The organism is Bradyrhizobium sp., from assembly GCF_027307225.1.
GTDB lineage: Bacteria > Pseudomonadota > Alphaproteobacteria > Rhizobiales > Xanthobacteraceae > Bradyrhizobium.
The window spans coordinates 18,834-43,782 of record NZ_DAHUXJ010000149.1 but is presented as its reverse complement, the minus strand read 5'-3'; the positions used below and the strand labels follow the sequence as shown (position 1 = coordinate 43,782).

The following is a 24,949-nucleotide window of genomic DNA, read 5'->3' as shown; positions in this document are numbered from 1 at the left end:
GGGATCACGCCCGCGTTACTTCTTCGCGGGCGTATCCGGCGTATCGGCGCGGTGGGTACCCACGCCAAGATAGATCAGGATCGGAGCGGCGATGAAGATCGACGTATAAGTGCCGACCAGCACGACGCCGAACATCATCACGGCCGTGAAACTGTGGATCGCGTTGCCGCCGAACAACAACAGCGCCAGCAGGGCCAGCGTCACCGTGACGTGGGTAATGATGGACCGTGACAGCGTCGAGTTGATGGATTCGTTGAGCAGTTCCGGCATCGGCATCTTCTTGTAACGCCGCAGCATTTCGCGGATTCGGTCGTAAATGACGACCGTATCGTTCAGCGAGTAACCCAGAATGGTCAGCAAGGCAGCGATACTGGTGAGGTCGAAGTCGACCTGCGAGATCGACATGAAGCCGATCGTCAGCACGATATCATGCACGTTGGCGATCATGGCGCCCAGGGCGAACTGCCATTCGAACCGGAACCAGAGATAGATCAGGATGCCTACGATCGCGAGCATCAGCCCGATCATCCCGTAGGCCAGCAGTTCGCCGGAGACGCGCGGGCCGACGACTTCGACGCGCCGGTATTCAACGGAATCGCCGAGCGCACCGCGAACCTTCTGGACGGCAACCTGTTGCGCCTGATCGCCGCCGGGTTGCTCGGCAACCCTGATCAGGACCTCGTCGGGACCGCCGAACTGTTGCATCTGGATGTCGCCGAGGCCCAATCCGCTCAGCGTGGAGCGCATCGCGCCGATGTCGGCCGCACCCGACTTGGCTTTCACTTCCATGAGCGTGCCGCCCTTGAAGTCGATGCCGAAGTTCAGGCCATGGGTAAAGAACAGCGTGATCGCGACGATCGAGAGCAGCGCCGAGATCGGAAAGCTGATGCGGCGAAAGCGCGTGAAATCGAAATGGGTATTGTCCGGCACGATCCGCAACGGCGGCAGAATGCCGAAAATGCTGACAATCGTCAGGACGACGATCAGAATGCCCAGCCCAATCAAAACGGTATGAGTCACGGCCGCATTCCCTTCAGATCGGCACGCTTTGCGGCCGCTTCCAACGCACCCAGGTGGCGACGATAAGCCGGGTCAACGTGAACGCGGTGAAAACCGTGGTGAGGATGCCGACGCCAAGTGTCACTGCGAAGCCGCGAACCGGTCCGGTGCCGATGTAGAACAGGACCGCGGCAGCGATGAATGTTGTGATGTTCGAGTCAAGGATGGTTGCGAGCGCCCGCTTGAAACCGGCGTCAATCGCCGAGATCGCATTGCGTCCTCCGCGGATTTCCTCGCGAATACGCTCGTAGATCAGCACGTTGGAGTCGACGGCGATGCCCACCGTCAGCACGATGCCGGCAATGCCGGGCAGCGTCAGCGTGGCGTTCAGAAGCGACAGCACGCCGAAGATCATCGCGACGTTGATAGCCACGGCAATGTTGGCAAACAGGCCAAACAGGCGGTAGGTCACGAGCATGAAGACGACCACCATGATCGAGCCGACATAGGCCGCGAGTTCGCCTTTTTCGATCGAGTCCTGGCCGAGGCCCGGACCGACGGTGCGTTCCTCGATGACGGTCAGAGGGGCGGGCAACGCGCCAGCGCGCAGCAGGATCGCGAGGTCGTTGGCGGACTGGACCGTGAAGCTGCCGGAGATCTGACCTTGGCCGCCGATGATGGGCTCGCGGATCACGGGAGCCGAAATCACCTGGTTATCCAGCACGATCGCAAAGCGCTGACCGACGTTCTCGGTTGTGGCTTGCGCGAATTTGCGCGCGCCGGCTGAATTGAACTTGAAATTCACGACCGGTTCGCCAGAGCGTTGATCGAACCCGGTCTGCGCGTCGCTTAAATCTCCGCCCGATACCAGCACTTGCTTCTTGATGACGATCTTTTGCCCGGAAACTTCAGACAGGAGTTCATCCTCGGGCGGTATTCTTCCCTGCGCTGCCGCGTCCGGCGACACGGCCTCGTCGACCATGCGAAATTCCATCTTGGCCGTCCTGCCAAGCAGCTGCTTCAACCGCGTCGGATCCTGCAGGCCCGGGACCTGCACCAGAATGCGATCGGTGCCCTGACGCTGGATCACGGGCTCGACAGTGCCGAGCTGGTTGACGCGGCGCTCGACGATCTGGATTGACTGTTCGATGGTCTGGCGGATGCGAGCGGTGATGGCCGCCGGGGGCACCGTCAGACGAATCGTTCCGTTGCCAGCGTCGGTCACTTCCAGGCTGCGCTGGCCGTTGGAACCGAGCAGTCCGCCAAGCGGCTGGGACAATTCGCGCAGTTTCGCCAGCGCGGGTTGCAACTCGTTGTCGCGGGAGATGTGCACCTCGACGGCATCGTTGCGCGCGTTGAGGCCGGTGTAGCCGATCTTCGCCTCACGCAACACGCGGCGAGCGTCGTCGCGCACCGCGTCGAGCTTCTCTTTCTTGACGTAGTTGGAATCGACTTCAAGCAGCAGATAGGAGCCGCCTTGCAGGTCGAGGCCAAGCACCAGATGGCGCTGCGCCCAGAGCGGCCAGGTCTTCACGCGTGCTTCCGAAAAGAAATTCGGCACGGCGCACAGGCACACCACCAGCGCGGTCAGGATGATCGCCAGCGCTTTCCACCGTGTGAAATACAGCATCGAATTGACTCGTCAGATCCAGAGAAAACGGTGCCTGATTTCAGCCCGCGGCGGTCTCGTCCTTGCCGAAGTCGCCCTTCTCCTTGGCCGGCTCTCCCTTGGCGCGAACGCCGGAGATCATTTGCCGCATCTGGCGGACGCGAACGCCATCGGAAATCTCGAACTCGATCTGATCGTCGTCGACGACCTTGGTCACCTTGCCGACCAGCCCGCCCGTGGTCACCACGGTGTCGCCCCGGCGGATGTTTTTCACGAGTTCCGCGTGGTCCTTTACCTTCTTCTGCTGCGGCCGCAGGATGAGAAAATACATGATCACGAAGATCAGGGCGAACGGCAGCAGCGACATCAACATACTGTTGGTATCGCCGCCGGCTGCGGCCTGGGCGTACGCAGGGGTAATCAGCATTCGTTCAATCCTCGTGGAGCGGTGACCGGAAGGCGCGCATATCTGGCGCCAGCCCGGTCCGGCAGGCAAATTTGGCGCGGACTATAGCGGCCAACCGCCCAATTGCAACGCCGCTAACCCCCTCATAGACCCCTCATTTGGGCCGCTTGCGAGGCTCCGCAAGGCCCGTTAAGGGTTCGCCGTCGGAAAGGCCAAAGATGTCGAAAAAGCCCGCAAAAAAAGTCACGCCTGCCGCTCGAAAGGCGCAGCGGTCCGGCTCACAGCAACGGCCCGCGAACCGTGCCGCGCCGACCCCCGGACAGGATGCGGCGGAACGGATTGCGGGTGCGCTGGAGGCCATCGCGACCCACCTGGCCGCGGCCGCGCCTTGCGCGGAAGGCGGCGACGCCCTGCACCGGGCGGACGCTTTCATCTGGCACCCCGAAGGACGGCTCGCGCCCGTTCCGCATGTCAGCCGCGTCGATATCGGCCTGCTCAAGGGCATCGAGCGGATGCGCGACATCCTGATCGAGAATACCGAACGCTTCGCGAACGGCTTTCCCGCCAACAACGCGCTGTTGTGGGGCGCGCGCGGCATGGGGAAATCCTCTCTGGTCAAGGCCGCCCACGCCAGCATCAATCGTGACCGCAAGCCGGCCGACCGGCTCAAGCTGATCGAGATTCACCGTGAGGATATCGAGAGCCTGCCGTCCCTGATGGAGGTCCTGCGCAAGGCGCCGTTCAATGTCATCGTGTTCTGCGATGACCTCTCCTTCGACGGCAACGATGCGTCCTACAAATCGCTCAAGGCGGTGTTGGAGGGCGGCATCGAGGGGCGTCCCGACAATGTGATCCTGTATGCGACCTCTAATCGCAGGCACCTGCTCGCTCGCGAGATGATCGAGAACGAGCGTTCAACGGCGATCAATCCCGGCGAAGCCGTCGAAGAAAAAGTTTCGCTTTCGGATCGTTTCGGTTTGTGGCTCGGCTTTCACCGCTGCAGCCAGGACGAGTACCTGGCGATGGTGGAGGGCTATTGCAGCCATTTCGGCATCAAGCTGCCGGAAGAAGAGCTTGAGCGTGAGGCCCTGGAATGGTCAACCACCCGTGGCTCGCGCTCAGGCCGCGTGGCCTGGCAGTTCACCCAGGAACTGGCAGGCCGGCTAGGCGTGCGGATCAAGCTCCGTTGAGGAATTGCAGCGGATCGACCGGGGTTGAACCCTTGCGAATTTCGAAGTGGAGCTGCGGCGATGCAACCTCGCCCGACTGCCCCGACTTGGCGATGACCTGACCGCGCTTGATGCTATCGCCGCGCTTCACCAGAAGCTCGCTGGCATGGGCATAAGCCGTCACATAGCCGTTGGCATGGCGGATCAGCACCAGATTGCCGTAACCCTTCAACTCGTTTCCGGCATATGCGACCACCCCGTCCTCGGCGGCCTTCACCGGCGTGCCTTCAGGCACGGCCACGTTGATACCGTCATTGGCTTTGCCGTTGGTCTTGGCGCCATAGCTCGTGATCACCTTGCCCCGGACCGGCCAGCGGAACGTCGGCAGCGCGCCAGTTGCCTCGGCGGCTTTCGCCGGCGTTGCAACTGCCGCTGCCTCCGCAACGTCAGTCGTTTGCGCCAACCTTGCTTTTTGTTGTGGATCGGGCGCGACAGCGGCGATCCTGGTCATGGGCATGGACAATGGCGCTGCCTGGGCGTCCATCGGACGCGCCACCGGCGCCGTGGCGGCGGATGTCCTGGTCGGCACGTTGAGCTTCATGCCTATCCGGAGCTTTGCACCCGCCTCGAGACCGTTGGCCCTGGCGAGTTCGGCTGCCGAGATGTGGTTGTGGCGCGCAATGGCCATCAACGTCTCGCCGCGATTGACGACATGGACGGGCGAAGCGGCGGCGACCGTAACCGGCCTGTAGGCGGGCACGGACACGGCGGGGGCAACCGCAACGGTGCCTGGGCGCGGGATGATCAGTTGCTGCCCCGGAGACAGCACGCGCGGTCCCTTGTAGCCGTTGGCCTGAAGGATCGCGGCCGGCGTCACATTGTAGCGGCGGGCCAGAATTTCCAGCGTGTCACTGGTGCCGACGATGATGGTCGTGACATGGGCCGGATGCACCGCCGCAACCGAGTGCGGAACGCTGCCGGTGGCCTCGATCGGATGGAGTGGAGGCGCGTAGGACGCCATGCCACGGCCACCGCCGGAAACGCCTGCGTTTGCCGTGGAATAGGACTGCGGCGCGGCAATCGGCGGCGGAAGTGCCCGCGACTGAACCTGCGACTGGGGCCTTGAATATTGCGGCAGGTCACGACGCTGGACCGGGGCCGGAGGCACCGATGCGGTCGATTCATTGGACGCAAAGGGGTTTTCCGAAAGGCGGCCCTGCATGTCGGAGCTGCAACCAGCAAATCCGATCGACATCAGCGCCAGCACCGCGATCTGCGGCACGCGACGCGAGCAAAGCAACTCGACGGCACGGGACATGGTTACTCACTCGTACGCAACAAAATACTGATTTGAGTTAACACGCGCCGAGTAAATAACCGCTTAAGCCCAAGAATTAAGACGTTGGCGGGACAGCCGATCCGGGGTTTTACAGCTCGCGCGCGATACCGGGTAACGCCGGTACGAAGCGCACGTCGACAAGCTGCTTCCGATCGAAGCCTCCTTCGGTCCTGACCAGACGGACGAGGGTCTGCACGCCGTGAAGCGGCCCGACCGGTGCAATCAAGATGCCGCCGGGTTCGAGCCGTTGCGAAAGCGCCTCTGGAATTTCCTCCATCGCCGCGGTCACGATGATGCGGTCAAAACTGCCGACGTTTTCAGGAACGTCAAAGCCGTCGCCCGCCATCACCTCGACGTTGTCGTAGCCGAGCTCGTTTAACCGCGCCCGGGCGCGGTCGGCCAAGGTCCTATAGCGCTCGATCGTCAGGACGTGGCTGCACAGCTTCGACAGCACGGCCGCCTGATAGCCGGAACCGGTACCGATCTCGAGCACCCGGTGCGATTTCTGCAGCTGGAGCTGTTCGGTCATGTAGGCTACGACAAAGGGCTGGCTGATCGTCTGCCCACAGGCAATGCCAAGCGCCATGTCGCGAAAGGCGTCGGCGCGATCGGCGGGATCGACGAACAGGTCCCGCGGCACCGCCTCCATGGTGCGAAGCACCGCCTGATCGCTGATGCCGCGCCGCCGCAGATTCAGCTGAAACATCATCTTCTGGGGCGGGTTTTGCGGATCTGGCATCTTTGTCTGCAAGCTTGCCTGTCGGCGGCCATACATGTGATGGCACAGCCATTCCGATTCCAGGAAACATAGCACTTCTGAGCCGTGTTCCCGCAGTGCATCCGAACTTTTCGTCACACAGGTCAAGATTGCGCCAGGAGTGGATATTTGCGATCCTCGCACGAACGTAGTCAGGGGTTCCACGGATGGGCGCGGCGCGGACATCAGGCAGATCGGTATTCCTCGTTGAAGACGAGGTCATGATCAGAATGATGGTAGCGGACATGCTGGAAGAGCTTGGCTACACCGTTGTCGCGGAAGCCGGCGACATCGGCGAGGCGATCGAGCTCGCCCAATCGACCAACTTCGACCTCGCCATCCTCGATGTGAACGTCAACGGCAAGGTGATTTCGCCGGTCGCGGAGCTCCTTGCGGCCCGCAATCGCCCCTTCATCTTCGCAACTGGCTATGGATCGTCGGGACTTCCGGCAGAATATCGCGACCGGCCGGCGCTGCAGAAACCCTTCCAGATCGAGACGCTGAGACGGGTGATCGAGCAGGCGCTTAACCGCACGGCGGCTTGATCGGCAGGCAGCCTCGGCCTTACTTCAGGGTCGATGCGAGGTTTGCGGAAAATGCCTCGTCGGTACGGTCAAGCCGCAGCGGCGTCACCGACACGTAGCGCGCACCCAGCGCCCACAGGTCAGTCCCCTCCGCCGGCACGTCGACCTTGGACAACCGCTCGAAGCCGATCCAGAAATAGGGGTTGCCGCGGCCGTCGCGCCGCTGATCGACTTTCAGGAAACCCAGATTGCGCTTGCCCTGCCGGGTGACGCGAACACCGGCCACTTCGTCGGGCGCGCAGGCCGGAAAATTGACGTTGATCACGGTGTCCTTCGGCACGCCGGCATCGATCACCTTGCGCAGGATCGACGGGCCGAACTGCAGGGCCGTATCCCACAACGGCTTCTCGCGCGTCTCCAGCGTAAATTCCTGCGACAGCGCAAATGACGGCAGGCCCAGGATCGTGCCCTCGAGCGCACCGGCAATGGTGCCAGAATAGACGACGTCCTCAGCGACGTTGCGTCCCTTGTTGACGCCCGACAGCACGAGGTCCGGCAATTTTTGGCCCAGGATGTGACGCGCGCCCATGATGACGCAGTCGGTCGGCGTCCCCCGCACGGCAAAATGGCGGGGACCGATCTCGCGCAGACGAAGGGGATCATTGAGCGACAGCGAATGCGAGACGCCGGACTGGTCGAGTTCAGGCGCAACGACCCAGACGTCGTCGGACAGTTTCCGCGCGATCTCTTCGACCACCTTTAGGCCGGGCGCGTGAATACCATCATCGTTGGTGCATAAAATTCGCATCGCTCGAGCGGCCCTTTCCGGTCGATTCCGTGGCGCGGCTGGCGCCGTCTTATCCGGCTATCAACCAAGAGGCAAACCCGTTGTTCTCGTTACAAAATTTCTTCAACTGCGCGTCATGGGCCATCAATTTCAGCCGCGACCACGTCCGCCCGCTAGCGGGGGCGGACACGCCACACCGGTCGCAGTTTGGCCGGCACGCTGCCCAACCGCATATCGAATTTGGGAGCAAGCCTCGACGGCTCAGCTTCAGGCGCGGGGGCCATGTGGGTGGGCGGCGAAACCGGCGGCGCGGGCGACGGCTCGTTTCGCAGCGGCTCGGGATAGTGCTTGCGGGCGGCTGCGACCGCTTTGTCGAAATCTTCCTTGTTGACCCAGTTCAGGCTGCGCACGGCGTCCTGAACGCCATCGTCCCATAGGTGCGAGCCTGCGATGTCGAATTGCCCCTTCTGCTTCTGATTGCAGGCTTGAATGCCGTGGCCGGTGACCGCCCATTGCTTGCCCACCCAGTAGATGTCGCGGTGCAGGGCCATCGGCTTTGTCGGTTTGCGAAAATGGATTTGGGCGCAATTCTTCGGCGCTATCCGAAACCAAGATACCCGCGCGCCGTGGCTTCGCAACCGCAGATCGCGGCTCGCCGCAAACAAATCGCGTTATCGATCAGCCGCGACTACCTTTACACCGCCCATATAAGGCTGGAGCACGTCGGGTACAGCGATCGTGCCATCGGCTTGCTGGTAGGTCTCCATGATCGCGATCAGGGCGCGGCCGACCGCCGTGCCGGACCCGTTCAAGGTGTGCACGAAGCGCGGCTTGCCGTCGCTGCCGCGATAACGGGCATCCATCCGCCGCGCCTGGAAGTCGCCACAGACCGAGCAGCTGGAAATTTCGCGAAAGGCCCCGCCCTCGCCCTGCCCGGGCATCCACACTTCGATGTCGTAGGTCTTTTGCGCGGAAAAGCCCATGTCGCCTGCGCACAACGTCATCACGCGGTAATGCAGATCCAGGCGCCGAAGCACCTCCTCCGCGCAAGCCAGCATGCGTTCGTGTTCGTCCTTGCTGGTCTCGGGCGTGGTGATCGACACGAGCTCGACCTTGGTGAATTGATGCTGCCGGATCATGCCGCGGGTGTCGCGCCCTGCAGCGCCCGCTTCGGCGCGGAAGCACGGCGTCAGGGCCGTGAGCCGCATCGGCAGTTCCTTCTCGTCGACGATGGATTCGCGGACGAGGTTGGTGAGCGGCACTTCGGCGGTGGGAATGAGCCAGCGCCGACTAGAGCCCGGTTCATATTGGAAAGCGCCTACCGACGCCTGCTCAGCTCTTGCTGCAGGTATTCCGAATTTTTCTGCATAATCCAAAACGGCTGTTTTTGCCCTATCAAAGTCGTGCAGTGCACCCTCTCGCAATTCTATTTCGCTAGCGATACGAAATTGATCCTCACTAAATTTCGGAAGTTGTCCTGTACCAAACATAACGTCCTGACGGACCGCGAGCGGCGGATTTACTTCTGTGTACCCGTGCTCATTGGTATGGAGGTCGAGCAAGAATTGCCCGATCGCGCGCTCCAGCCGCGCCAGCCCCTTCTTCAGCACGACAAAGCGTGCGCCTGACAGTTTTGCCGCGGCCTCGAAGTCCATGAAGCCGAGCGCGTTGCCGAGATCGTCGTGGGGCTTTGGCGCAAACGCGTAATTGCGCGCCGCGCCGAAGACGTGATGCTGAACATTGCCATGCTCGTCGACGCCGTCGGGGACCTCGCCGAGCGGCAAGTTCGGGATCGCGGCCAAGGCCGTCTCGAGCTCGGCATCCGCAGCCTTGGTCGCGGCCTCAAGCTCCGGCATGGTCGTCTTGAGCTCGGCGACTTCAGCCATCAGGCTCGACGCGCGCGCTTCATCCTTTGCCTTCTTGGCTTCGCCGATTTCCTTGGACGCCGCGTTGCGCCGCGCCTGCGCCTGCTCGGACCTCAGGATCGCGGCCCGGCGTTTCTCGTCGATCGCCAGCAACGAAGCGGAGAGAGCCGAAAGCCCCCGCCGCTTTAAAGCTGCGTCGAACGCGTCGGCATTCTCGCGTATCCATTTGATGTCATGCATGGCGGGACTCTCTCAGGCCTCAATCGTCGATGTTGACAGTTAGCAAAAGCGTTAACTGTCTACACAACGGTGCGCCCTCAACTAGCACGGCCGTCATCGTCCGCGAAAGCGGGTGATCCATCTTTCCAGGGAATGAGTCCCTACTCTGCCGGTGTCGGCGTGGTCGGCGCCGGCGGCGTTGGCACGGTCGAGGTCTGGCGGGCGGCGGCGTTCTTTTCCACGATACGCACGGCCCAGATCGAGCCCTCGTAGAGCGCTACCAAGGGAAGGGCGAGCGAAGACATGCTCAAGACGTCTGGTGGGGTCAGCACGGCCGCGATAATGAAAGCGAGCACAATGAAATAGCGCCGCTTGTCGCGCAGTTGTTGGGACGTGATCAGCCCGATCCGTCCCAGCAGCGTCAGGATGACCGGAAGCTGGAAAGCAACGCCGAAGGCAAAGATCAGCGACATCGTCAGCGACAGGAATTCGCCGACCCTGGGCAGAAGCTCGATCCGCGCGCTGTCCGTGCCGCCCGATTGCTGCATGCTGAGCGAGAAGCGCACCAGCATCGGCAGCACGACGAAATAGACGAGCATCGCACCAAGCAAGAAGAAGACCGGGGTCGCGATCAGATACGGCCTGAAAGCATTCCGCTCGTGCTTGTAGAGGCCGGGCGCCACAAAGGCATAAATTTGCCCCGCCACAATGGGAAACGAAATGAAACCCGCGCCAAACAGCGCAACCTTCAACTGGGTGATGAAATATTCCAGAAGCGCCGTGTAGATGAACTTCGAATTTTCCGGTCCGGCGATCCAGACGTAAGGCCAGATCAGCCAGTTGTAGATATACTTGGCAAAGAAAAAGCAGACGATGAACGCGAGACCAAAGCCAAGCAGCGCCTTGATCAGGCGCGAGCGCAACTCAATCAAGTGGTCCATCAGCGGCGCTTTGCTGGCCTCGATGTCGTCGTCGCTCATGACGCCTTGGCATCCCGTGGAGGTTCAGCAGTCTCGGTAGCCTCGGCTGCAGCCGCGTGAGTATCCGGCGTCACCGAAGCCGGCTCGCTGACTGGGGCGATTGCCAAGGGCTCCGACGCCGCAACCTCGGCGGAGGCGCTCGCCGCTTCTTCTACAGGGCCCGTTGCTTCTGAAGGTGAGCTTGCTTCGACCGCCGCAGTGGGCTTTTCATCGGAGCCAAAAGCAGCGGTGACGTCCTTGTGGAGCGATGTCATGATGTCGCCGCTCGCGAATCCGGTGGCGGCTTCCTTGACCTCATCAAAACTTTTCTTGAGGTCGGCCATTTCGGCCTCACGCATCGCTTCCTGGAATTGTCCCTGGAATTCGGCGGCCATCTTGCGAGCCTTGTTGACCCACTGGCCGACCATGCGCAGAACGCCGGGCAATTCCTTCGGGCCGATCGCAACCAACGCGATCACCGCGATGACGAGGTACTCACTCCACCCGATGTTGAACATGAAAGCTTCCGCTCACGCGAGGCCAAGGTTTTCCGTTACCGAGACCGGGCCATCCGCGTCTATATTCCGCAGGCCTTCCCGCCTGCATGATCACGATCATAGGCGGCTTGCTGAGGCGCCCGACGGATCAAACCGCCTTGCTGCCGACGTCCGTCCGTGCCGCCTGCGGCGAGCCGTCGTGGTCGATCGACTTCACAGGCTCGGTCTTCTGGGCCGTGCTGTCGTCGTCCTGCATGCCCTTCTTGAAGGCCTTGATGCCCTGGGCGACGTCACCCATCAGGTCGGAAATCTTGCCGCGACCAAACAGCAGCAGGACGACTGCGATCACCACGATCCAGTGCCAAATGCTCAAAGAACCCATCCTGCAACCCTCCAAACACGCGAATTGGGACGCCTGCGGCGCCCGCCTGCCATCCAGCGAACGTAGGCTTAAGGGGTGCCAAAAACAAGGACTTAGGCCGCGTAAAATACCCGTTACGCGGCGAACCGTTAACGTGCGCTGCGGCCAAGCACCTCAGCGATCCGATCGCTGGGAAATCTGCGTTTATTCGCCTTCAGAGCCTGTTTCCGGTTCGACCCGCGGAGCCAAAACCAGTTCCAGGTCGCCTGCTTCCAGCGGATCTTCATCCTCGCGCAAGGTGGGATCGTCGGAGGGCGTCGGAACGGTGAACCCTGTCGGCAAGCGCGTATCCAGCAGGCCCGTTCCCTTCAGTTCCTCAAGGCCCGGCAGGTCACTAAGCGCCTCAAGGCTGAACTGCGACAAAAAGGCTTCTGTGGTTCCGAAGGTCAACGGACGACCAGGAGTCTTGCGGCGGCCGCGCGGCCTGATCCACCCGGTCTCGAGCAGCACATCCAGCGTTCCCTTCGACGTCACTACACCGCGGATCTCTTCGATCTCGGCGCGCGTGACCGGCTGATGATAGGCGATGATGGCCAGCATCTCGGTCGCCGCGCGCGACAGCCGCCGCGTTTCGGTGCTCTCGCGCGTCATCAGCCACGACAGATCGCCGGCGGTACGGAACGTCCATTTGTTGGCAATGCGAACGAGATTGACGCCGCGCGGAGCATAGTCCTCCTGCAACTGCGTCAGCGCGGCCTTGATATCGACACCGTCGGGCATCCGCTTCGCCAGCGTAGCCTGGTCGAGCGGCTCGGTGGAGGCAAACAGCAGTGCCTCCAGCAGGCGCAGTTCTTCAGGCCGCGTCCGCGGATTGTTGTCGGCCTGCTCGGCGTCGACCATGCGCTTTTCCGCCAGGCTTGCCATGGCACAATCTCCTTCTTCCACTTACTCACTCACTCACTCACTCACTCACTCACTCACTCACTCACTCACTCACTCACTCACTCACTCACTCACTCAGCCCGCGTCGCCTGTGGGCATGGTGTCGGGCGCCGGTAGCGGCGGACGCTTTCTGAAAAACAGCGGAGCAAACGGCTCCTGCTGATGCAGTTCGACTTCGCCTTCCCTGACAAGCTCCAGCGCCGCGGCAAAGCTCGATGCAAACACGGTCGCCTTTTGCGAGGGGTCGACCACGTAATGGAGAAGATATTCGTCGAGGCGGCTCCAATCCTCGGCGAGTCCCACCATCCGCTCCAGGGACGCTCTCGCCTCGGCGAGCGACCACACCGTGCGCTTGGCAAGATGCACCGACGCCAGCACGGTCTGCTGACGTTGCACGGCATAGGCCGCAAGCAGGTCGTACAAGGTCGCCGTGTATCTGGGGTGACGGATTTCCGCGATCGTTTCGGGAAAGCCGCGCGGGAAGATATCGCGCTGCAGCTGCGGGCGATTCATCAGCCGGTTCGACGCTTCGCGAATGGCTTCCAGGCAGCGCAGGCGGTTGGCAAGCGCGGTTGCCATTTGCTCCGCGCTCGGACCCTCGGCCGTCGGCGGCTCCGGCAACAGAAGCCGTGATTTGAGAAAGGCGAGCCAGGCCGCCATGACGAGATAATCGGCAGCAAGCTCTAGCCGGATCTTTCGCGCCGCCTCGATGAATTGCAGGTACTGGTCGGCCAGGGCCAGAATTGAAATCTTGGCGAGATCGACCTTCTGCTGCCGCGCCAGCGCAAGCAGCAGATCAAGCGGCCCCTCATAGCCTTCAACGTCGACGACCAGCGCCGGCTCGCCATCGGCGAGTTCGGCCGGACGACCGGTTTCGAACGAGAGAATTTCCGCGGTCATGTGCTCCTCAAGTCCCCGCGCTGTTCATAATCGCTTCAAGCTCGGCCCGGGCTGCGCCCCGGTCGAGCGGCTGCGCGTTGCCACGCGACGCCAGAGCCTGCTCGGCGCGCTGGAGTGCTTTCCCTGACAATTCCGGCGTCCAGGCGGCGACCTCGCGCATTTCCTCGAGGTCACCGTTGCAGTGGAGCACGACGTCGCAGCCGGCAGCAAAAATGGCTTTCGTTCGCTCCCCGATCGATCCGGAGAGCGCATCCATCGAAACGTCATCACTCATCAACAAACCCTGGAACCCGATCGCGCCGCGAATCACTTGGCTGATGATTGTCGCAGAAGTTGTCGTCGGGTGGACCGGGTCGAGCGCGCTAAACACAACATGTGCGGTCATCGCCATCGGCAGGTCCGACAGAGGCTGGAAGGCCGCAAAATCGGTCTTTTCGAGCTCTTGTCTGGGCGTATCCACCGTGGGAAGCCGCAAATGGCTATCAGCCGTGGCCCGGCCATGACCGGGAATGTGCTTCAAAACCGGTAAAATTCCACCTTCAGCGAGCCCTTCCGTGACCGCGCGTGCGATCGCAGCCACCTTGGGCGGCTCGGTTCCGTACGCGCGATTGCCGATGACGGCGTTGGCGCCTGCAACAGGCACGTCCGCCAACGGCAAACAGTCGACACTGATGCCGAGTTCGGACAGGTCGGCGGCAATGAGGCGTGCGCTCAGCCGCGCCGCTCTGAGCCCGATCGCAGGGTCGACATCGTAAAGCGCGCTGAATAACGCTCCCGGCGGATAGACGGGCCAATGCGGCGGTCCGAGGCGCTGCACCCGGCCCCCTTCCTGATCGATGAGAACTGGGGCATCGCTGCGGCCAGCGCATTTCTTCAGTTCGGCAACCAACCCGCCAACTTGCTCAGGGGTTTCGATGTTCCGTTTGAACAGAATGAAACCCCAGGGCCGCGTCGCCTGGATGAACGTGCGCTCGTCGGCGCTCAATTCTGGTCCGGCGATGCCGGTGATGAAGGCGCGTCGTTTCATCGAGGCCGATTAGCCCTCGGCCCTCCGAGGGTCAACACCCGGTCGGGGGCGGTCGCCGCTAGTTCGTGTGGACCACGTGCGGCGAATTTGAAGTTCCTATCAGTTTCGCCGTGAGTTCGTTATAGGAACTTCAAATTCAAAGCCGCTACTCAAATCAATAAGTTGCTTGAGCTCCTTTGATTCCGAAGTTCGCATCGGAAAGGCCGCAATAGCTTGTGAACTTCGGAATCGGAGCTCTAGTTCCGGTGGACCACTAGTTCCGGTGGATGAGGCACTGGCCGCCGGCGGATTTCAAGCTACCGCAGAACTGCGATGCCTCCGCAGACGACCCGAACGGGCCGACCATGGCCCGATACACGACCTTGTCGCCGCTAAGCTCGGCGCGCCTGATCACTGGCGCATGCGATCGGAGCACCGACGGATATTTGCTCTGGAGCATTTTGTAGGATGCCTGAGCTTCGGCTTCGCTGGATTGCGACGAGACCTGCACGAGGTAGCCGCCACCAGCGGCGGCCGGACTGGGAGCGCTGGGCACCATCTGGGTGGGATTGGTCGCAGCCATCCGAACCGGCGGCTCCGGCGCCGCTGAAGCCTCACCCTGTGGCGCCAGCGACAACGGGCCGTTCGCGTTAGCGGCATTGGGGTTGCCGGCGGACGGTCTGATGGGGCTCGCCGCTGCTGTGCGCGATGAAGGCCTGGCCGGGGCTGCCGCAGGAGGCGCGGCAGCCGGCGGCGTTCCGGAGTTCGCCGCATCTTGACGAACCGTGACGGTCCGAACCTGGTGTGGTTCGTTGTTCGTGAAGGTCCCGTTCGGAGAACCGGCGGCCGGGGCCGGCCCACCCGGTGTAATTGTCGCCGGCAGTGGCGCGTTTCCGTTCTGAGTGAGCGGCGGAAATACGACGCGGGGTCCTGGCTGTCTCGCGCTGCCGGGATCCATCGGCGTTTCCTCGCGCGAGACGATCTTCTCGGTGCCATCGCTGATGGCCATTCGATCCGGTACCTTTGCCGTCGCATCGGCCTGCGCAGGAATGATCTTGGTCGGACCGGTGTCAGCCCGGATGATCGGCGGCTCGCCACTGCGGACCCTGCCGGTGTAGGTGCGATAAGCAAAGGCGCCACCAACGCCGAACACAGCCAAGGCCAGCACAGCTGCGACCTTGATCATGTCGCCGCGCCGTTTTGGTTCTGGCTGGTCCTCGAATTGCTGGTCGTCTTCGTAGCCGTAACCATCGTCGCCATAGCCCTGATCGTGCTGGGCGTGCTGCGTGCCGGAATCGAAGCTGCCGTAGAGCGCTTCATCGTAGCGCGACGGATCCGCCTCATGACTGGGCTCGGCAAAGGACTTTCCGTGATCATACTGCCCATGATCGTATTGCCCATGATCGTATTGCGCGTGGTCATAGTCCGGCTCGGCAGGAGGATGTGCGGCCGCGTAACGGTGCAGCGGATGTACCGCGTTTGGATAGTCATCCTCTCGCGGAGCCGGCGGTGCCTCTTGTCTCGTAGCGGCTCGCTGCATCCAGGATGGCGGCGCAGGAGGCGGTACCTCCTCCGGCTCCGAGGCCTCGTAGTAGCTGTCCTGATAACCGTCCGGATCGCCGTCTTGATAATCGCCCTCGGCGGGCCCCGGCTCGGACGGTCGCGCCGGCGGCTGCGTCGGCAAGTTGGCCCGGCTCATGGGCCTGGTGCCGAATGGATCGGTCTGGCCGATCAAGCGCGCAAGCTCGGCCAGCGGATCGCTTTCCGCATTGCCGGGTCCACGCGAGCCCGCGCCGCGATCATAGCCGTCACCGGCCGGATAAGCTCTGTTCTGATATCGATCAGCCATCGTCGTGATGCGTCCCCTCGGGGAAAGTCGCCAACCCGCCTTCAGAAACGAACCGGCTTCTGCCGGAATCCACCCAAAAATTTCCCCCGGGTGGTGGCACGTCAATCAGCGCATCTCGTTTGGCGCGCCGACCCCAAGGACCGCGAGGCCCGACGCCAACACCGTGACAACGCCCTGCACCATCGCCAGCCGGGCCGTCGTCATCTCGGCATCATTATTGTTAATAAAGCGTAAATAGGGCAAATCGCGCCCCTTGGTCCATAAGGCGTGGAATTCACTGGCGAGATCATACAGATAAAAAGCGATTCGGTGCGGTTCATGCGCCGATGCCGCCGCTTCCACCGCGCGGGGGTAGACGGCGAGCTTCCTGAGCAGGCTCAGTTCCGCCGGATCCACGAGCCGCTCGACCGGAGCGGCAGCAAGGTAGGCCAGCCGCGCGCTCTCCTCCGCCGGAAGGTCAGGCAAGACCTCCTCCCGCGCCGTGCGGAAGATCGAATGCCCGCGGGCATGGCCGTACTGCACGTAAAACACCGGATTATCGCGCGACTGCTCGATGACTTTCGCCAGGTCGAAATCAAGCACCGCATCGTTCTTGCGGTACAGCATCATGAAGCGGACGGCATCCTTGCCGACCTCATCGACAACCTCGCGCAAGGTGACGAAATCGCCTGATCGCTTGGACATCTTCACCGGCTCGCCGTTGCGCAGCAGCCGGACAAGCTGAACGATCTTCACATCGAGCGCGGCCTTGCCGCCGGTCACCGCCTTGATCGCCGCCTCGACGCGCTTGATGTAGCCGCCGTGATCGGCGCCCCAGACGTCGACCAGATTGTGGAATCCGCGGTCGAACTTGTCCTTGTGATAGGCGATGTCGGAAGCGAAATACGTGTAGCTGCCGTCGGACTTGAGCAGCGGCCGATCGACGTCGTCGCCAAAGGCGGTCGCGCGAAACAGTGTCTGCTGGCGGTCTTCGTAGTCGTCGACAGGCGCGCCCTTCGGCGGCGGCAGCCGGCCTTCGTAGACGTCGCCTTTGGCGCGCAGAAAATCGATCGTCGCGGCGACGCGGCTGTGGCCGCCTGCATTCAGCGAGCGCTCCGAGAAAAACACGTCATGCCTGATGTTGAGTGCGGCCAGATCGTCTTTGATCGCCTCAATCATCATGTCGATCGCTTTGGCGCGCACGAGCGGCAGCCATTCGCTCTCGGGTTTGGCGAGAAGCGACTTGCCGTGTTCGGCGGCCAACGCCTGCCCGACCGGCTTCAGATAGTCGCCGGGATAAAGCCCTTCGGGAATCCCGCCGATGTCTTCGCCAAGCGCCTCGCGGTAGCGCAAGAAGGCCGAACGCGCGAGCACGTCGACCTGGGCGCCGGCATCGTTGATGTAATATTCGCGCGTGACGTCAGAGCCGGCGAGTTCGAGCAGGCTGGCGAGCGCGTCGCCAAACACGGCGCCGCGGCAATGCCCGACGTGCATCGGCCCGGTCGGGTTGGCCGAAACGTATTCGACGTTGACCTTCTCCGCTGCACCGACGGCGCTTTTCCCGTAAGCGCGACCCGCCCGCATGATAACGCACAGCGTGTCGGTCCAGACTGCTGGCTTCAAAGTGAGATTGATGAAGCCGGGACCGGCGACATCGACCGACGCGACAATTTCCTCGGCGCGCAGTCGCCCTGCGATCCTTTCGGCGAGGTCGCGCGGCTTGGCCTTCGCCTCCTTGGCAAGCACCATGGCGGCATTGGTCGCCACGTCGCCGTGGGTCGGGTCTTTCGGCGGCTCGACCACCACGCGCGACAGGTCCGCGCCCAGCCCTAGTTCCGCAGCGCAGACGGCTTGCACGCGCGCCAGCACCTGGGCGAAAAGATGTTGTGTCTGAGGTGTATCGGCCATGCCGCCGCCTAACGTAAATCCGGGGTCGAGTCAAAAAGCCGCCGATGTTCGGTCAGCGCGAATCGGTCGGTCATTCCCGCGATAAAATTGCCGATCCGCCGTGCGCGTTCGGCCTCCGTTTCCGGCTGACTCTCCGCAGGCAGCCATTCGGCCGGCAGGGCGGCCGGATCGCTCTGATAGCGCGCAAAAAGGTCGAAGAGGAGTTGTTCGGCGTCCTGCATCACCCGCATCACCCGCTGGTGCCGGTACATCCTGATCTTCAGGAACGCCTTGATCGCGGCTTCGGCTTGCGCCGTATCGTCGGGAAACGCAATCAGCGCCTCGTTCTGGTGGCGGACGTCATCGACTGATGCCGGCTGCCTCTGCTCGAGCCGGCGACGGGTTTCCAAAACGACGCCGCCGATCAAGCGCGAAATCAACTCGCGCACGAGTTCAGCGCCGCGGCGGCTTTCGTCGAGACCAGGGTAATGGGCTTCGATTTCCGCAATGATGACCGCCATCAGCGGAATAGCCTTGAGATCATCGATCTTAAAAAGGCCGGCGCGCAAACCGTCATCGATGTCATGGGCGTCATAGGCGATGTCATCGGCGATCGCGGCGACCTGTGCCTCGAGCGAGGCAAAGCTCCACAGTTCGAGATCGTAGGCCGCCACAAATTGCGAAATCCCGACGGGAACACCGGGCGCGCGATAGCGGCCGACCGGCACGCCATCGCGCGCCGTCAAGGGACCGTTGTGCTTGACTATACCCTCAAGCGACTCCCAGGTCAGATTGAGCCCGTCGAATTCGGGATAGCGGTGCTCGAGCGCAGTGACCACCCGCAAGGTCTGCGCGTTGTGATCAAACCCGCCATGGGCGTGCAGGCAGGCATCGAGCGCCCGCTCGCCAGCGTGACCGAACGGCGGATGGCCGAGGTCATGCGCGAGCGCCAGCGCTTCTGTCAGATCTTCATCGAGCCCCAGTTGACGAGCCAGCGCACGGGCGATCTGGGCCACTTCCAGACTGTGCGTAAGGCGGGTGCGGTAATGATCGCCTTCATGGAACACGAAGACCTGGGTTTTATGCTTCAGACGCCGGAAGGCGGTAGAATGAATCACGCGGTCGCAATCGCGCCGGAACGGACTGCGGGTCCGACTCGGCGGCTCCACGAACTGCCGGCCCCGGCTGCGATCGGGGTCGCAGGCATAGACCGAGCGAGGGGCAGCCATTCCAACCGACACGGGATATCCTGTCATTAACGGGCCGGCGGGTTTGATTCCCGCGGCCCCTGCACCTAACTATGATAGGCCAGTTACGAGATAAATACGCGCATATCGGAGCTTCATGATGACCACAGCCTTCACCATCAGCGAGCGGGCTGCCCTCCGCATTGGCGAGATCCTCCGGAAAGAGGGCGACGGCGCCATGCTGCGGATCAGCGTCGAGGGCGGCGGCTGCTCCGGCTTCCAGTACAAATTCGACGTCGAGCGGGCGCAGGCCGAGGACGACCTCGTCATTGCCCGCGACAGTGCGGTCGTGCTGGTCGATCCGGCCTCGGTGCCGTTTCTGGCGGGCTCCGAGGTCGACTTCGTCGATGACCTGATCGGCGCGTCGTTCCGAGTCAACAATCCCAACGCGACCGCCTCCTGCGGCTGCGGCACCAGCTTCTCGATTTAACAGAGACGATTTCAGATGCGCATCGCCACCTGGAACGTCAACTCGGTCCGTCAGCGGATCGAGAATCTGATGAGCTGGCTGAAGGAATGCTCGCCTGATATTGTTTGCCTTCAGGAAATCAAATGCACCGACGATGCGTTTCCGCGGCTGGAGATCGAAAGCCTCGGTTACAACGTGGTCACGCATGGCCAGAAGACCTTCAACGGCGTCGCGCTGTTATCAAAGCTTCCGTTCGATGAGACAAAGTCGGGTCTTGCCGGTGACGATGAAGACGCGCATGCGCGCTTCGTCGAGGGCGTGGTGACCCTCAAGCAGGGCGTGATCAGGATCGCCTGTCTTTATCTGCCCAACGGCAATCCGGCCAATACCGACAAATACCCTTACAAACTCAAATGGATGTCGCGCCTTCTTGAGTATTCGAGGCAGCGACTTAAAGCGGAAGAGCCGCTTGTCCTCGCAGGCGACTTTAACGTGATCCCAAAACCGGAAGACGTCTCCAATCCGGCCGCGTGGGTGGACGATGCGCTGTTTCGAACCCAGACGCGCGAAAGCTTTCAATCCCTGTTGGGCCTTGGACTGACGGACGCGCTGCGCGCTGTCACCGACGCACCGGGCCAATATACGTTCTGGGATTATCAGGCCGGCGCCTGGCAGAAGAACCAGGGCCTGCGCATCGATCACCTCCTGCTGTCACCGCAGGCCAGCGATCGCTTGGAGGATGTGGGCGTCGACAGCTATGTCCGCGCCTGGGAAAAGCCCTCCGATCACGTGCCGGTGTGGATCGATCTCGATCTGGCTACGGCGTAGGTCCTACCTGCCCACCCTCAATCAACTTCGGAATCAAGGGAGCTCGAGCGACTATTGGTTTTCCAGGGCGGCCCTGACTTTGAAATTCCTGTTACGAACCCGCGGCGAAACGGGCAGTAACTTCAAATTCGTCACACTAGTCTCTGCCGCCGGTTCGTACCCAACGCTCAACCATTTGCAGCGCCATGGTGCGGTCGTCATCGGATGCCTTGGCAACCGCCTTGTTGTAGCTGTCCCTGATCCAGGTCTCATCCGGGGTCGCGCTATCGCGCGCGAGCATCAGCCACATCAATCCGCGCGCGGCCTGCTTCGGCAGCTGATCGCCGTTGAACAGCATCTGGCCAAGCAGCGCCTGGGCCTGATGCTGGCCCTTTTGTGCAGCCAGGAACAGCCAACGCGTGCCGTAGCGGAAGTCGTCGCGGGAGGTCCCGGCGCTCTTCAGATAGAGCCGGGCGAGATCGTATTGCGCGTCTGCGTTTCCGAAATAGGACGCGGCGTAGGAAAACATCTCACGCGCCCGCTCGGTGTCCGGCTTGATTTTCGAATTCGGGATACCGCTCAGATAATACCGTCCAAGCGCCACGAACGCGTTGGCGACAATCGCGGCCTGCGGCGCCGACGGATTGTCTTCGGCATGGGTGTTGGCGATTCCGCTAAAATATTCGAAGGCCCGCAGATCGTCCTGCGCCACGCCGTTGCCGTCGGCGTACATGCGACCGAGCTTCCACTGCGTGACCGTTTCGGCAGCATAGGCCGACGCCGAACCGTCGATGCCGGATGGCGCGCCCTTCTTCAGGGTTACCGCAGCGCCTGACGGCGTCGAAACCACTGGAATGGTCGAGTTCTGATTCACTGGAGAGCCATCGAAGGCGAATCCGGGAGTGGCCACCGGTGCGGCCCCTAAAATCAGAGCAAATGCGATGCGCTCAAATGTCCGCATAACACAACTTCTCGTGCGCTCCGCCCGGGTGGGTGACAGCGCCAGCCACTGCCGGCCCGACCTGCTGGGCGTATTTCCACAAAGCACCTGACGTATGGTTAGTCGCGCGAGGCCTCCATACTGTCTTGCGCTGAGCGAGTTCCGCGTCGGTCAATTTTACGTTAAGAGTCCCGACGATCGCGTCGATCTCGATGATGTCGCCGTCCCGCAACAGTGCGATCGGACCGCCGACGGCAGCTTCCGGCCCGACATGGCCGATGCAGAAGCCGCGTGTGGCGCCTGAAAACCGGCCGTCGGTGATGAGGGCGATCTTGCCTCCCATTCCCTGGCCCGTCAGCGCCGCCGTCGTCGAAAGCATTTCGCGCATCCCGGGGCCACCGCGGGGCCCCTCATAGCGGATGACGATGACCTCACCTTCCTTGTAAGTCTTCTTCTGGACCGCCTCAAAGGCATCCTCTTCGCGATCGAAGCAGCGGGCGGGACCTGAGAATTTCAGGTTGGTCATGCCCGCGACCTTCACGATCGCTCCCTCCGGCGCGAGGTTACCCTTCAGGCCGACCACACCGCCAGTTACCGTGATCGGCTTGTCGGCAGGCCGCACCACGTCCTGGTGCGGGTTCCACTTCACGCTCCGGAGGTTCTCGGCAATGGTCCGCCCCGTGACCGTCAAGCAGTCACCGTGCATGTAGCCATTGTCGAGCAGTGTCTTCATGAGAAGCGGTATGCCGCCAGCCTCGAACATGTCTTTGGCGACATAACGGCCACCTGGCTTCAAATCTGCGACATATGGCGTTTTCTTAAAAATCTCGGCAACGTCGAACAGATCGAATTTGATGCCGCACTCATGGGCGATTGCCGGCAGGTGCAGCGCTGCATTGGTCGATCCGCCGGATGCCGCAACCACGGCAGCCGCATTTTCCAGCGCCTTGCGCGTCACGATGTCGCGCGGGCGGATGTTCTTGGCGATCAGCTCCATGATCTTTTCGCCGGCGGCCATGCAGAAGGAATCGCGAATTTCGTAAGGTGCCGGAGCACCGGCCGAATACGGCAACGCCAAGCCGATGGCTTCGGACACGGTCGCCATGGTGTTGGCGGTGAATTGTGCGCCGCACGCACCGGCGGAGGGGCAAGCCACGCGCTCGATTTCATCGAGGTCCGCATCCGACATCGCACCCACCGAGTGCTTGCCGACCGCCTCAAACATGTCCTGCACGGTGACTTGCTGACCACGGAAATTGCCGGGCAGGATCGAGCCGCCATAGATGAAGATCGACGGTACGTTCAGCCGCAGCATCGCCATCATCATGCCGGGCAGCGACTTGTCACAGCCGGCAAGGCCGACCAGCGCGTCATAGGCGTGGCCGCGGATGGTCAGTTCGACGGAATCGGCGATGCATTCGCGCGAGGGCAGCGACGACCGCATGCCGTCATGGCCCATCGCGATACCGTCGGTCACGGTAATGGTGCAGAACTCCCGGGGCGTGCCGCCGCCTGCCGCGACACCCTTTTTCACGGCCTGAGCTTGGCGCATCAGCGCGATATTGCAGGGCGCGGCCTCATTCCAGCAGGAGGCGACGCCGACGAACGGCTGATGGATTTGCTCGGTCGTCAGCCCCATGGCGTAGAGGTAGGAGCGATGCGGCGCCCGCTCCGGCCCCTCGGTCACGTGGCGGCTCGGCAGTCGCTTCTTGATGTCGGTCTTGGCGTCCATCGCGAACCTGTTTTCCCGGCCATCTCGCATCAGGTCGATCGGTGGACCATTGCCACCGCCGCGGCGATTACCGGGGCCTCAAAATCTTCTGCATTTATGATCTCATGGAGGGGTGTGGCTAAAAAGCGGCGCAACGGTGCAGGAGCCGGGATGAGGGTTAAATGTTCGGGAAGTGTTGCAACCACGACACAACCGTTGCGGTAAAGCCACCATTTCTAGGTATTATTTGAAGGCCAAGCCTTCCGGGAGGACTGGGTTTCGTACTGCGACGGCAGCCAGCCGGTGGCCGACTGCGTCGAATAGACACTGCAACGGGACCGCTCGGGCTCCCGACTCGGGCTAGATGTTCAGCACACGCCCATACGCATCCAGCACTGCTTCCTTCATCATCTCCGACAAGGTCGGATGCGGGAACACCGTATGCATGAGCTCTTCCTCGGTGGTCTCGAGGTTCATCGCCACCACATAGCCCTGGATCAATTCGGTGACTTCCGCACCGATCATGTGGGCGCCAAGCAATTGTCCGGTCTTCTTGTCGAAGACCACTTTGACGAGGCCCTGATCTTCGCCGAGCGCGATCGCCTTGCCATTGCCGACGAAGGGGAAGCGGCCGACGCGGATCTCACGTCCGCCCTCTTTTGCCTTCGCTTCGGTAAGGCCGACGGAGGCCACCTGCGGATTGCAGTAGGTGCAACCGGGGATCAGGTTCTTGTCGAGCGCATGCGGATGAAGGCCCTTGATCGCCTCGACACAAATCACGCCTTCATGTTCGGCCTTATGGGCCAGCATCGGCGGACCGGCGACGTCGCCGATGGCGTGGATGCCGGGCACGTTGGTCTTGCCAAAGCCGTCGACGACGATGCAGCCACGATCGGTTTTGACGCCGAGTTTTTCCAGGCCCAAGTTTTCGATATTGCCGACGACGCCGACGGCTGAAATCACCCGATCGAATTCGACTGTCTGGGGTTTCTTGCCGTCATCGATGGTAGCGACCACGCTATCGCTCTTCTTCTCAAGCTTCGTCACCTTGGTACTGGTGAGAATCTTGATGCCCTGCTTCTCGAAGCGCTTGCGCGCGAGGCCGGCGATCTCCGCATCTTCCGCGGGGAGAATTTGCGGCAACACCTCAACGACGGTGACCTCCGCCCCCATGGTGTGGAAGAACGAGGCGAACTCGATGCCGATCGCGCCGGAGCCGACCACCAGCAGCGACTTCGGCATTTTGTCCGGCACCATGGCCTCGAAATAGGTCCAGACCAGCTTCTTGTCGGGCTCGAGCCCCGGCAATACGCGCGGCCGCGCCCCGGTGGCGACGATGATGTCTTTGGCCTGGTAGGCGCCCTCGCCGAGCGCGCCCTTGGGCGCTTCGACGGCGGACTTCTTCACGCTGATCTTGCCGGGCGCGTCGATCGACGCCTCGCCCCAGATGATCGTCACCTTGTTCTTCTTCATCAGGAAGCCGACGCCGTCGTTCAAGCGTTTGGAGACGCCACGCGAGCGTTGCACGACCGCCTTGGGATCGTAGGCCACCTTCTCGGCAGACAGGCCGTAATCCTTGGCGTGCTGCATATAGTGGTAGATCTCGGCCGAACGCAGCAGTGCTTTGGTCGGAATGCAGCCCCAGTTCAGGCAGATGCCGCCGAGATAGGATTTCTCGATGATCGCAGTCTTTAAACCAAGCTGCGCCGCGCGAATGGCAGTGACGTAACCGCCGGGACCCGAACCGATGATGATGACGTCAAAGGATGTGTCGGCCATCG

General features: G+C 62.1%; 24 protein-coding genes. 4 read left to right on the top strand and 20 right to left on the bottom strand.

All coding sequences use genetic code 11. The annotated features are described in order from the left end of the window. Nucleotides 1–15 precede the first annotated feature (15 nt). Genes secF through yajC form a run of 3 tightly spaced genes read right to left on the bottom strand, consistent with a single transcriptional unit; the run spans nucleotide 16 to nucleotide 3,035 of the window. A complete protein-coding gene (secF, locus tag M6D32_RS24980; protein ID WP_298261353.1) occupies nucleotides 16–1,020 on the bottom strand; it encodes a protein translocase subunit SecF in 1,005 nt (334 codons plus the stop codon). Between the two features lie 13 nt (nucleotides 1,021–1,033). Next, nucleotides 1,034–2,629 (bottom strand): protein translocase subunit SecD, encoded by a 1,596-nt coding sequence (gene secD / locus M6D32_RS24975; RefSeq protein ID WP_298261351.1) that lies wholly within the window; start codon nucleotides 2,627–2,629, stop codon nucleotides 1,034–1,036. A gap of 40 nt (nucleotides 2,630–2,669) precedes the next feature. Next, the gene (yajC, locus tag M6D32_RS24970) at nucleotides 2,670–3,035 is read right to left on the bottom strand and encodes a preprotein translocase subunit YajC (protein ID WP_298261349.1); all 366 of its coding nucleotides are present in this window, start codon (nucleotides 3,033–3,035) and stop codon (nucleotides 2,670–2,672) included. A 197-nt stretch (nucleotides 3,036–3,232) separates the two neighbouring features. On the opposite strand from yajC, the gene M6D32_RS24965 reads away from it, so the two are divergent. Next, nucleotides 3,233–4,204: an ATP-binding protein gene (locus M6D32_RS24965; protein WP_298261347.1), complete on the top strand. Its 972-nt coding sequence runs from the start codon at nucleotides 3,233–3,235 to the stop codon at nucleotides 4,202–4,204. Here M6D32_RS24965 and M6D32_RS24960 read toward each other — a convergent pair. After that, on the bottom strand, nucleotides 4,191–5,501 hold the full coding sequence (locus tag M6D32_RS24960) for a LysM peptidoglycan-binding domain-containing M23 family metallopeptidase (protein ID WP_298261345.1): 1,311 nt from the start codon (nucleotides 5,499–5,501) through the stop codon (nucleotides 4,191–4,193). The genes M6D32_RS24965 and M6D32_RS24960 overlap by 14 nt on opposite strands. Nucleotides 5,502–5,610: 109 nt before the next feature. After that, a complete protein-coding gene (locus M6D32_RS24955) occupies nucleotides 5,611–6,261 on the bottom strand; it encodes a protein-L-isoaspartate(D-aspartate) O-methyltransferase (RefSeq protein WP_298261343.1) in 651 nt (216 codons plus the stop codon). Between the two features lie 185 nt (nucleotides 6,262–6,446). Here M6D32_RS24955 and M6D32_RS24950 point away from each other — a divergent pair, with 185 nt between their 5' ends. After that, nucleotides 6,447–6,824, top strand: a complete 378-nt coding sequence (locus M6D32_RS24950) for a response regulator (protein ID WP_298261342.1) — start codon at nucleotides 6,447–6,449, stop codon at nucleotides 6,822–6,824. A 19-nt stretch (nucleotides 6,825–6,843) separates the two neighbouring features. Here the strand turns inward: M6D32_RS24950 and surE are convergent, their stop codons facing one another. The 12 genes from surE to M6D32_RS24890 form a co-directional block, all read right to left on the bottom strand. After that, nucleotides 6,844–7,611, bottom strand: a complete 768-nt coding sequence (surE, locus tag M6D32_RS24945; RefSeq protein ID WP_298261340.1) for a 5'/3'-nucleotidase SurE — start codon at nucleotides 7,609–7,611, stop codon at nucleotides 6,844–6,846. A 152-nt stretch (nucleotides 7,612–7,763) separates the two neighbouring features. Then, the gene (locus M6D32_RS24940) at nucleotides 7,764–8,141 is read right to left on the bottom strand and encodes a hypothetical protein (RefSeq protein WP_298261338.1); all 378 of its coding nucleotides are present in this window, start codon (nucleotides 8,139–8,141) and stop codon (nucleotides 7,764–7,766) included. A gap of 120 nt (nucleotides 8,142–8,261) precedes the next feature. Beyond that, complete coding sequence (serS, locus tag M6D32_RS24935) at nucleotides 8,262–9,695, bottom strand: serine--tRNA ligase (protein ID WP_298261336.1); 1,434 nt, start codon at nucleotides 9,693–9,695, stop codon at nucleotides 8,262–8,264. A 140-nt stretch (nucleotides 9,696–9,835) separates the two neighbouring features. Then, entirely contained in the window at nucleotides 9,836–10,654 is an 819-nt protein-coding gene (gene tatC, locus M6D32_RS24930; RefSeq protein ID WP_298261334.1) for a twin-arginine translocase subunit TatC, read from the bottom strand. Then, complete coding sequence (tatB, locus tag M6D32_RS24925) at nucleotides 10,651–11,151, bottom strand: Sec-independent protein translocase protein TatB (protein ID WP_298261332.1); 501 nt, start codon at nucleotides 11,149–11,151, stop codon at nucleotides 10,651–10,653. Before tatB ends, tatC begins: the two co-directional genes overlap by 4 nt. Nucleotides 11,152–11,278: 127 nt before the next feature. Next, nucleotides 11,279–11,512 (bottom strand): twin-arginine translocase TatA/TatE family subunit, encoded by a 234-nt coding sequence (locus M6D32_RS24920; RefSeq protein ID WP_298261330.1) that lies wholly within the window; start codon nucleotides 11,510–11,512, stop codon nucleotides 11,279–11,281. Nucleotides 11,513–11,695: 183 nt separating this feature from the next. After that, the gene (gene scpB / locus M6D32_RS24915) at nucleotides 11,696–12,415 is read right to left on the bottom strand and encodes an SMC-Scp complex subunit ScpB (RefSeq protein WP_298261328.1); all 720 of its coding nucleotides are present in this window, start codon (nucleotides 12,413–12,415) and stop codon (nucleotides 11,696–11,698) included. Between the two features lie 93 nt (nucleotides 12,416–12,508). Continuing rightward, nucleotides 12,509–13,333, bottom strand: a complete 825-nt coding sequence (locus tag M6D32_RS24910; protein ID WP_298261326.1) for a ScpA family protein — start codon at nucleotides 13,331–13,333, stop codon at nucleotides 12,509–12,511. 7 nt (nucleotides 13,334–13,340) lie between these two features. Then, a complete protein-coding gene (nagZ, locus tag M6D32_RS24905; protein ID WP_298261324.1) occupies nucleotides 13,341–14,360 on the bottom strand; it encodes a beta-N-acetylhexosaminidase in 1,020 nt (339 codons plus the stop codon). Nucleotides 14,361–14,613: 253 nt separating this feature from the next. Then, nucleotides 14,614–16,188, bottom strand: a complete 1,575-nt coding sequence (locus tag M6D32_RS24900; RefSeq protein ID WP_298261322.1) for an SPOR domain-containing protein — start codon at nucleotides 16,186–16,188, stop codon at nucleotides 14,614–14,616. 105 nt (nucleotides 16,189–16,293) lie between these two features. Then, nucleotides 16,294–18,075 (bottom strand): arginine--tRNA ligase, encoded by a 1,782-nt coding sequence (argS, locus tag M6D32_RS24895; RefSeq protein WP_298261320.1) that lies wholly within the window; start codon nucleotides 18,073–18,075, stop codon nucleotides 16,294–16,296. An 8-nt stretch (nucleotides 18,076–18,083) separates the two neighbouring features. Then, a complete protein-coding gene (locus M6D32_RS24890; protein ID WP_298261505.1) occupies nucleotides 18,084–19,295 on the bottom strand; it encodes a deoxyguanosinetriphosphate triphosphohydrolase in 1,212 nt (403 codons plus the stop codon). Between the two features lie 106 nt (nucleotides 19,296–19,401). On the opposite strand from M6D32_RS24890, the gene erpA reads away from it, so the two are divergent. After that, the gene (gene erpA / locus M6D32_RS24885; RefSeq protein ID WP_298261318.1) at nucleotides 19,402–19,731 is read left to right on the top strand and encodes an iron-sulfur cluster insertion protein ErpA; all 330 of its coding nucleotides are present in this window, start codon (nucleotides 19,402–19,404) and stop codon (nucleotides 19,729–19,731) included. A 15-nt stretch (nucleotides 19,732–19,746) separates the two neighbouring features. Continuing rightward, nucleotides 19,747–20,538, top strand: a complete 792-nt coding sequence (xth, locus tag M6D32_RS24880; RefSeq protein WP_298261316.1) for an exodeoxyribonuclease III — start codon at nucleotides 19,747–19,749, stop codon at nucleotides 20,536–20,538. 136 nt (nucleotides 20,539–20,674) lie between these two features. Here the strand turns inward: xth and M6D32_RS24875 are convergent, their stop codons facing one another. From M6D32_RS24875 to lpdA, 3 genes are all read right to left on the bottom strand, one after another. Next, nucleotides 20,675–21,478: a tetratricopeptide repeat protein gene (locus tag M6D32_RS24875; protein ID WP_298261314.1), complete on the bottom strand. Its 804-nt coding sequence runs from the start codon at nucleotides 21,476–21,478 to the stop codon at nucleotides 20,675–20,677. Further along, nucleotides 21,465–23,189 (bottom strand): dihydroxy-acid dehydratase, encoded by a 1,725-nt coding sequence (gene ilvD / locus M6D32_RS24870; RefSeq protein ID WP_298261312.1) that lies wholly within the window; start codon nucleotides 23,187–23,189, stop codon nucleotides 21,465–21,467. The genes M6D32_RS24875 and ilvD overlap by 14 nt, the downstream gene beginning before the upstream one ends. A 339-nt stretch (nucleotides 23,190–23,528) precedes the next feature. Further along, entirely contained in the window at nucleotides 23,529–24,947 is a 1,419-nt protein-coding gene (lpdA, locus tag M6D32_RS24865) for a dihydrolipoyl dehydrogenase (protein ID WP_298261310.1), read from the bottom strand. Nucleotides 24,948–24,949 lie beyond the last annotated feature (2 nt).

Coding starts and splice junctions, on each gene's coding strand:
- secD (WP_298261351.1), bottom strand. CDS start 2,629: ATGCTGTATTTCACACGGTGGAAAGCGCTGGCGATCATCCTGACCGCG.
- yajC (WP_298261349.1), bottom strand. CDS start 3,035: ATGCTGATTACCCCTGCGTACGCCCAGGCCGCAGCCGGCGGCGATACC.
- M6D32_RS24965 (WP_298261347.1), top strand. CDS start 3,233: ATGTCGAAAAAGCCCGCAAAAAAAGTCACGCCTGCCGCTCGAAAGGCG.
- M6D32_RS24960 (WP_298261345.1), bottom strand. CDS start 5,501: ATGTCCCGTGCCGTCGAGTTGCTTTGCTCGCGTCGCGTGCCGCAGATC.
- M6D32_RS24955 (WP_298261343.1), bottom strand. CDS start 6,261: ATGCCAGATCCGCAAAACCCGCCCCAGAAGATGATGTTTCAGCTGAAT.
- M6D32_RS24950 (WP_298261342.1), top strand. CDS start 6,447: ATGGGCGCGGCGCGGACATCAGGCAGATCGGTATTCCTCGTTGAAGAC.
- surE (WP_298261340.1), bottom strand. CDS start 7,611: ATGCGAATTTTATGCACCAACGATGATGGTATTCACGCGCCCGGCCTA.
- M6D32_RS24940 (WP_298261338.1), bottom strand. CDS start 8,141: ATGGCCCTGCACCGCGACATCTACTGGGTGGGCAAGCAATGGGCGGTC.
- serS (WP_298261336.1), bottom strand. CDS start 9,695: ATGCATGACATCAAATGGATACGCGAGAATGCCGACGCGTTCGACGCA.
- tatC (WP_298261334.1), bottom strand. CDS start 10,654: ATGAGCGACGACGACATCGAGGCCAGCAAAGCGCCGCTGATGGACCAC.
- tatB (WP_298261332.1), bottom strand. CDS start 11,151: ATGTTCAACATCGGGTGGAGTGAGTACCTCGTCATCGCGGTGATCGCG.
- M6D32_RS24920 (WP_298261330.1), bottom strand. CDS start 11,512: ATGGGTTCTTTGAGCATTTGGCACTGGATCGTGGTGATCGCAGTCGTC.
- scpB (WP_298261328.1), bottom strand. CDS start 12,415: ATGGCAAGCCTGGCGGAAAAGCGCATGGTCGACGCCGAGCAGGCCGAC.
- M6D32_RS24910 (WP_298261326.1), bottom strand. CDS start 13,333: ATGACCGCGGAAATTCTCTCGTTCGAAACCGGTCGTCCGGCCGAACTC.
- nagZ (WP_298261324.1), bottom strand. CDS start 14,360: ATGAAACGACGCGCCTTCATCACCGGCATCGCCGGACCAGAATTGAGC.
- M6D32_RS24900 (WP_298261322.1), bottom strand. CDS start 16,188: ATGGCTGATCGATATCAGAACAGAGCTTATCCGGCCGGTGACGGCTAT.
- argS (WP_298261320.1), bottom strand. CDS start 18,075: ATGGCCGATACACCTCAGACACAACATCTTTTCGCCCAGGTGCTGGCG.
- erpA (WP_298261318.1), top strand. CDS start 19,402: ATGACCACAGCCTTCACCATCAGCGAGCGGGCTGCCCTCCGCATTGGC.
- xth (WP_298261316.1), top strand. CDS start 19,747: ATGCGCATCGCCACCTGGAACGTCAACTCGGTCCGTCAGCGGATCGAG.
- M6D32_RS24875 (WP_298261314.1), bottom strand. CDS start 21,478: ATGCGGACATTTGAGCGCATCGCATTTGCTCTGATTTTAGGGGCCGCA.
- ilvD (WP_298261312.1), bottom strand. CDS start 23,189: ATGGACGCCAAGACCGACATCAAGAAGCGACTGCCGAGCCGCCACGTG.
- lpdA (WP_298261310.1), bottom strand. CDS start 24,947: ATGGCCGACACATCCTTTGACGTCATCATCATCGGTTCGGGTCCCGGC.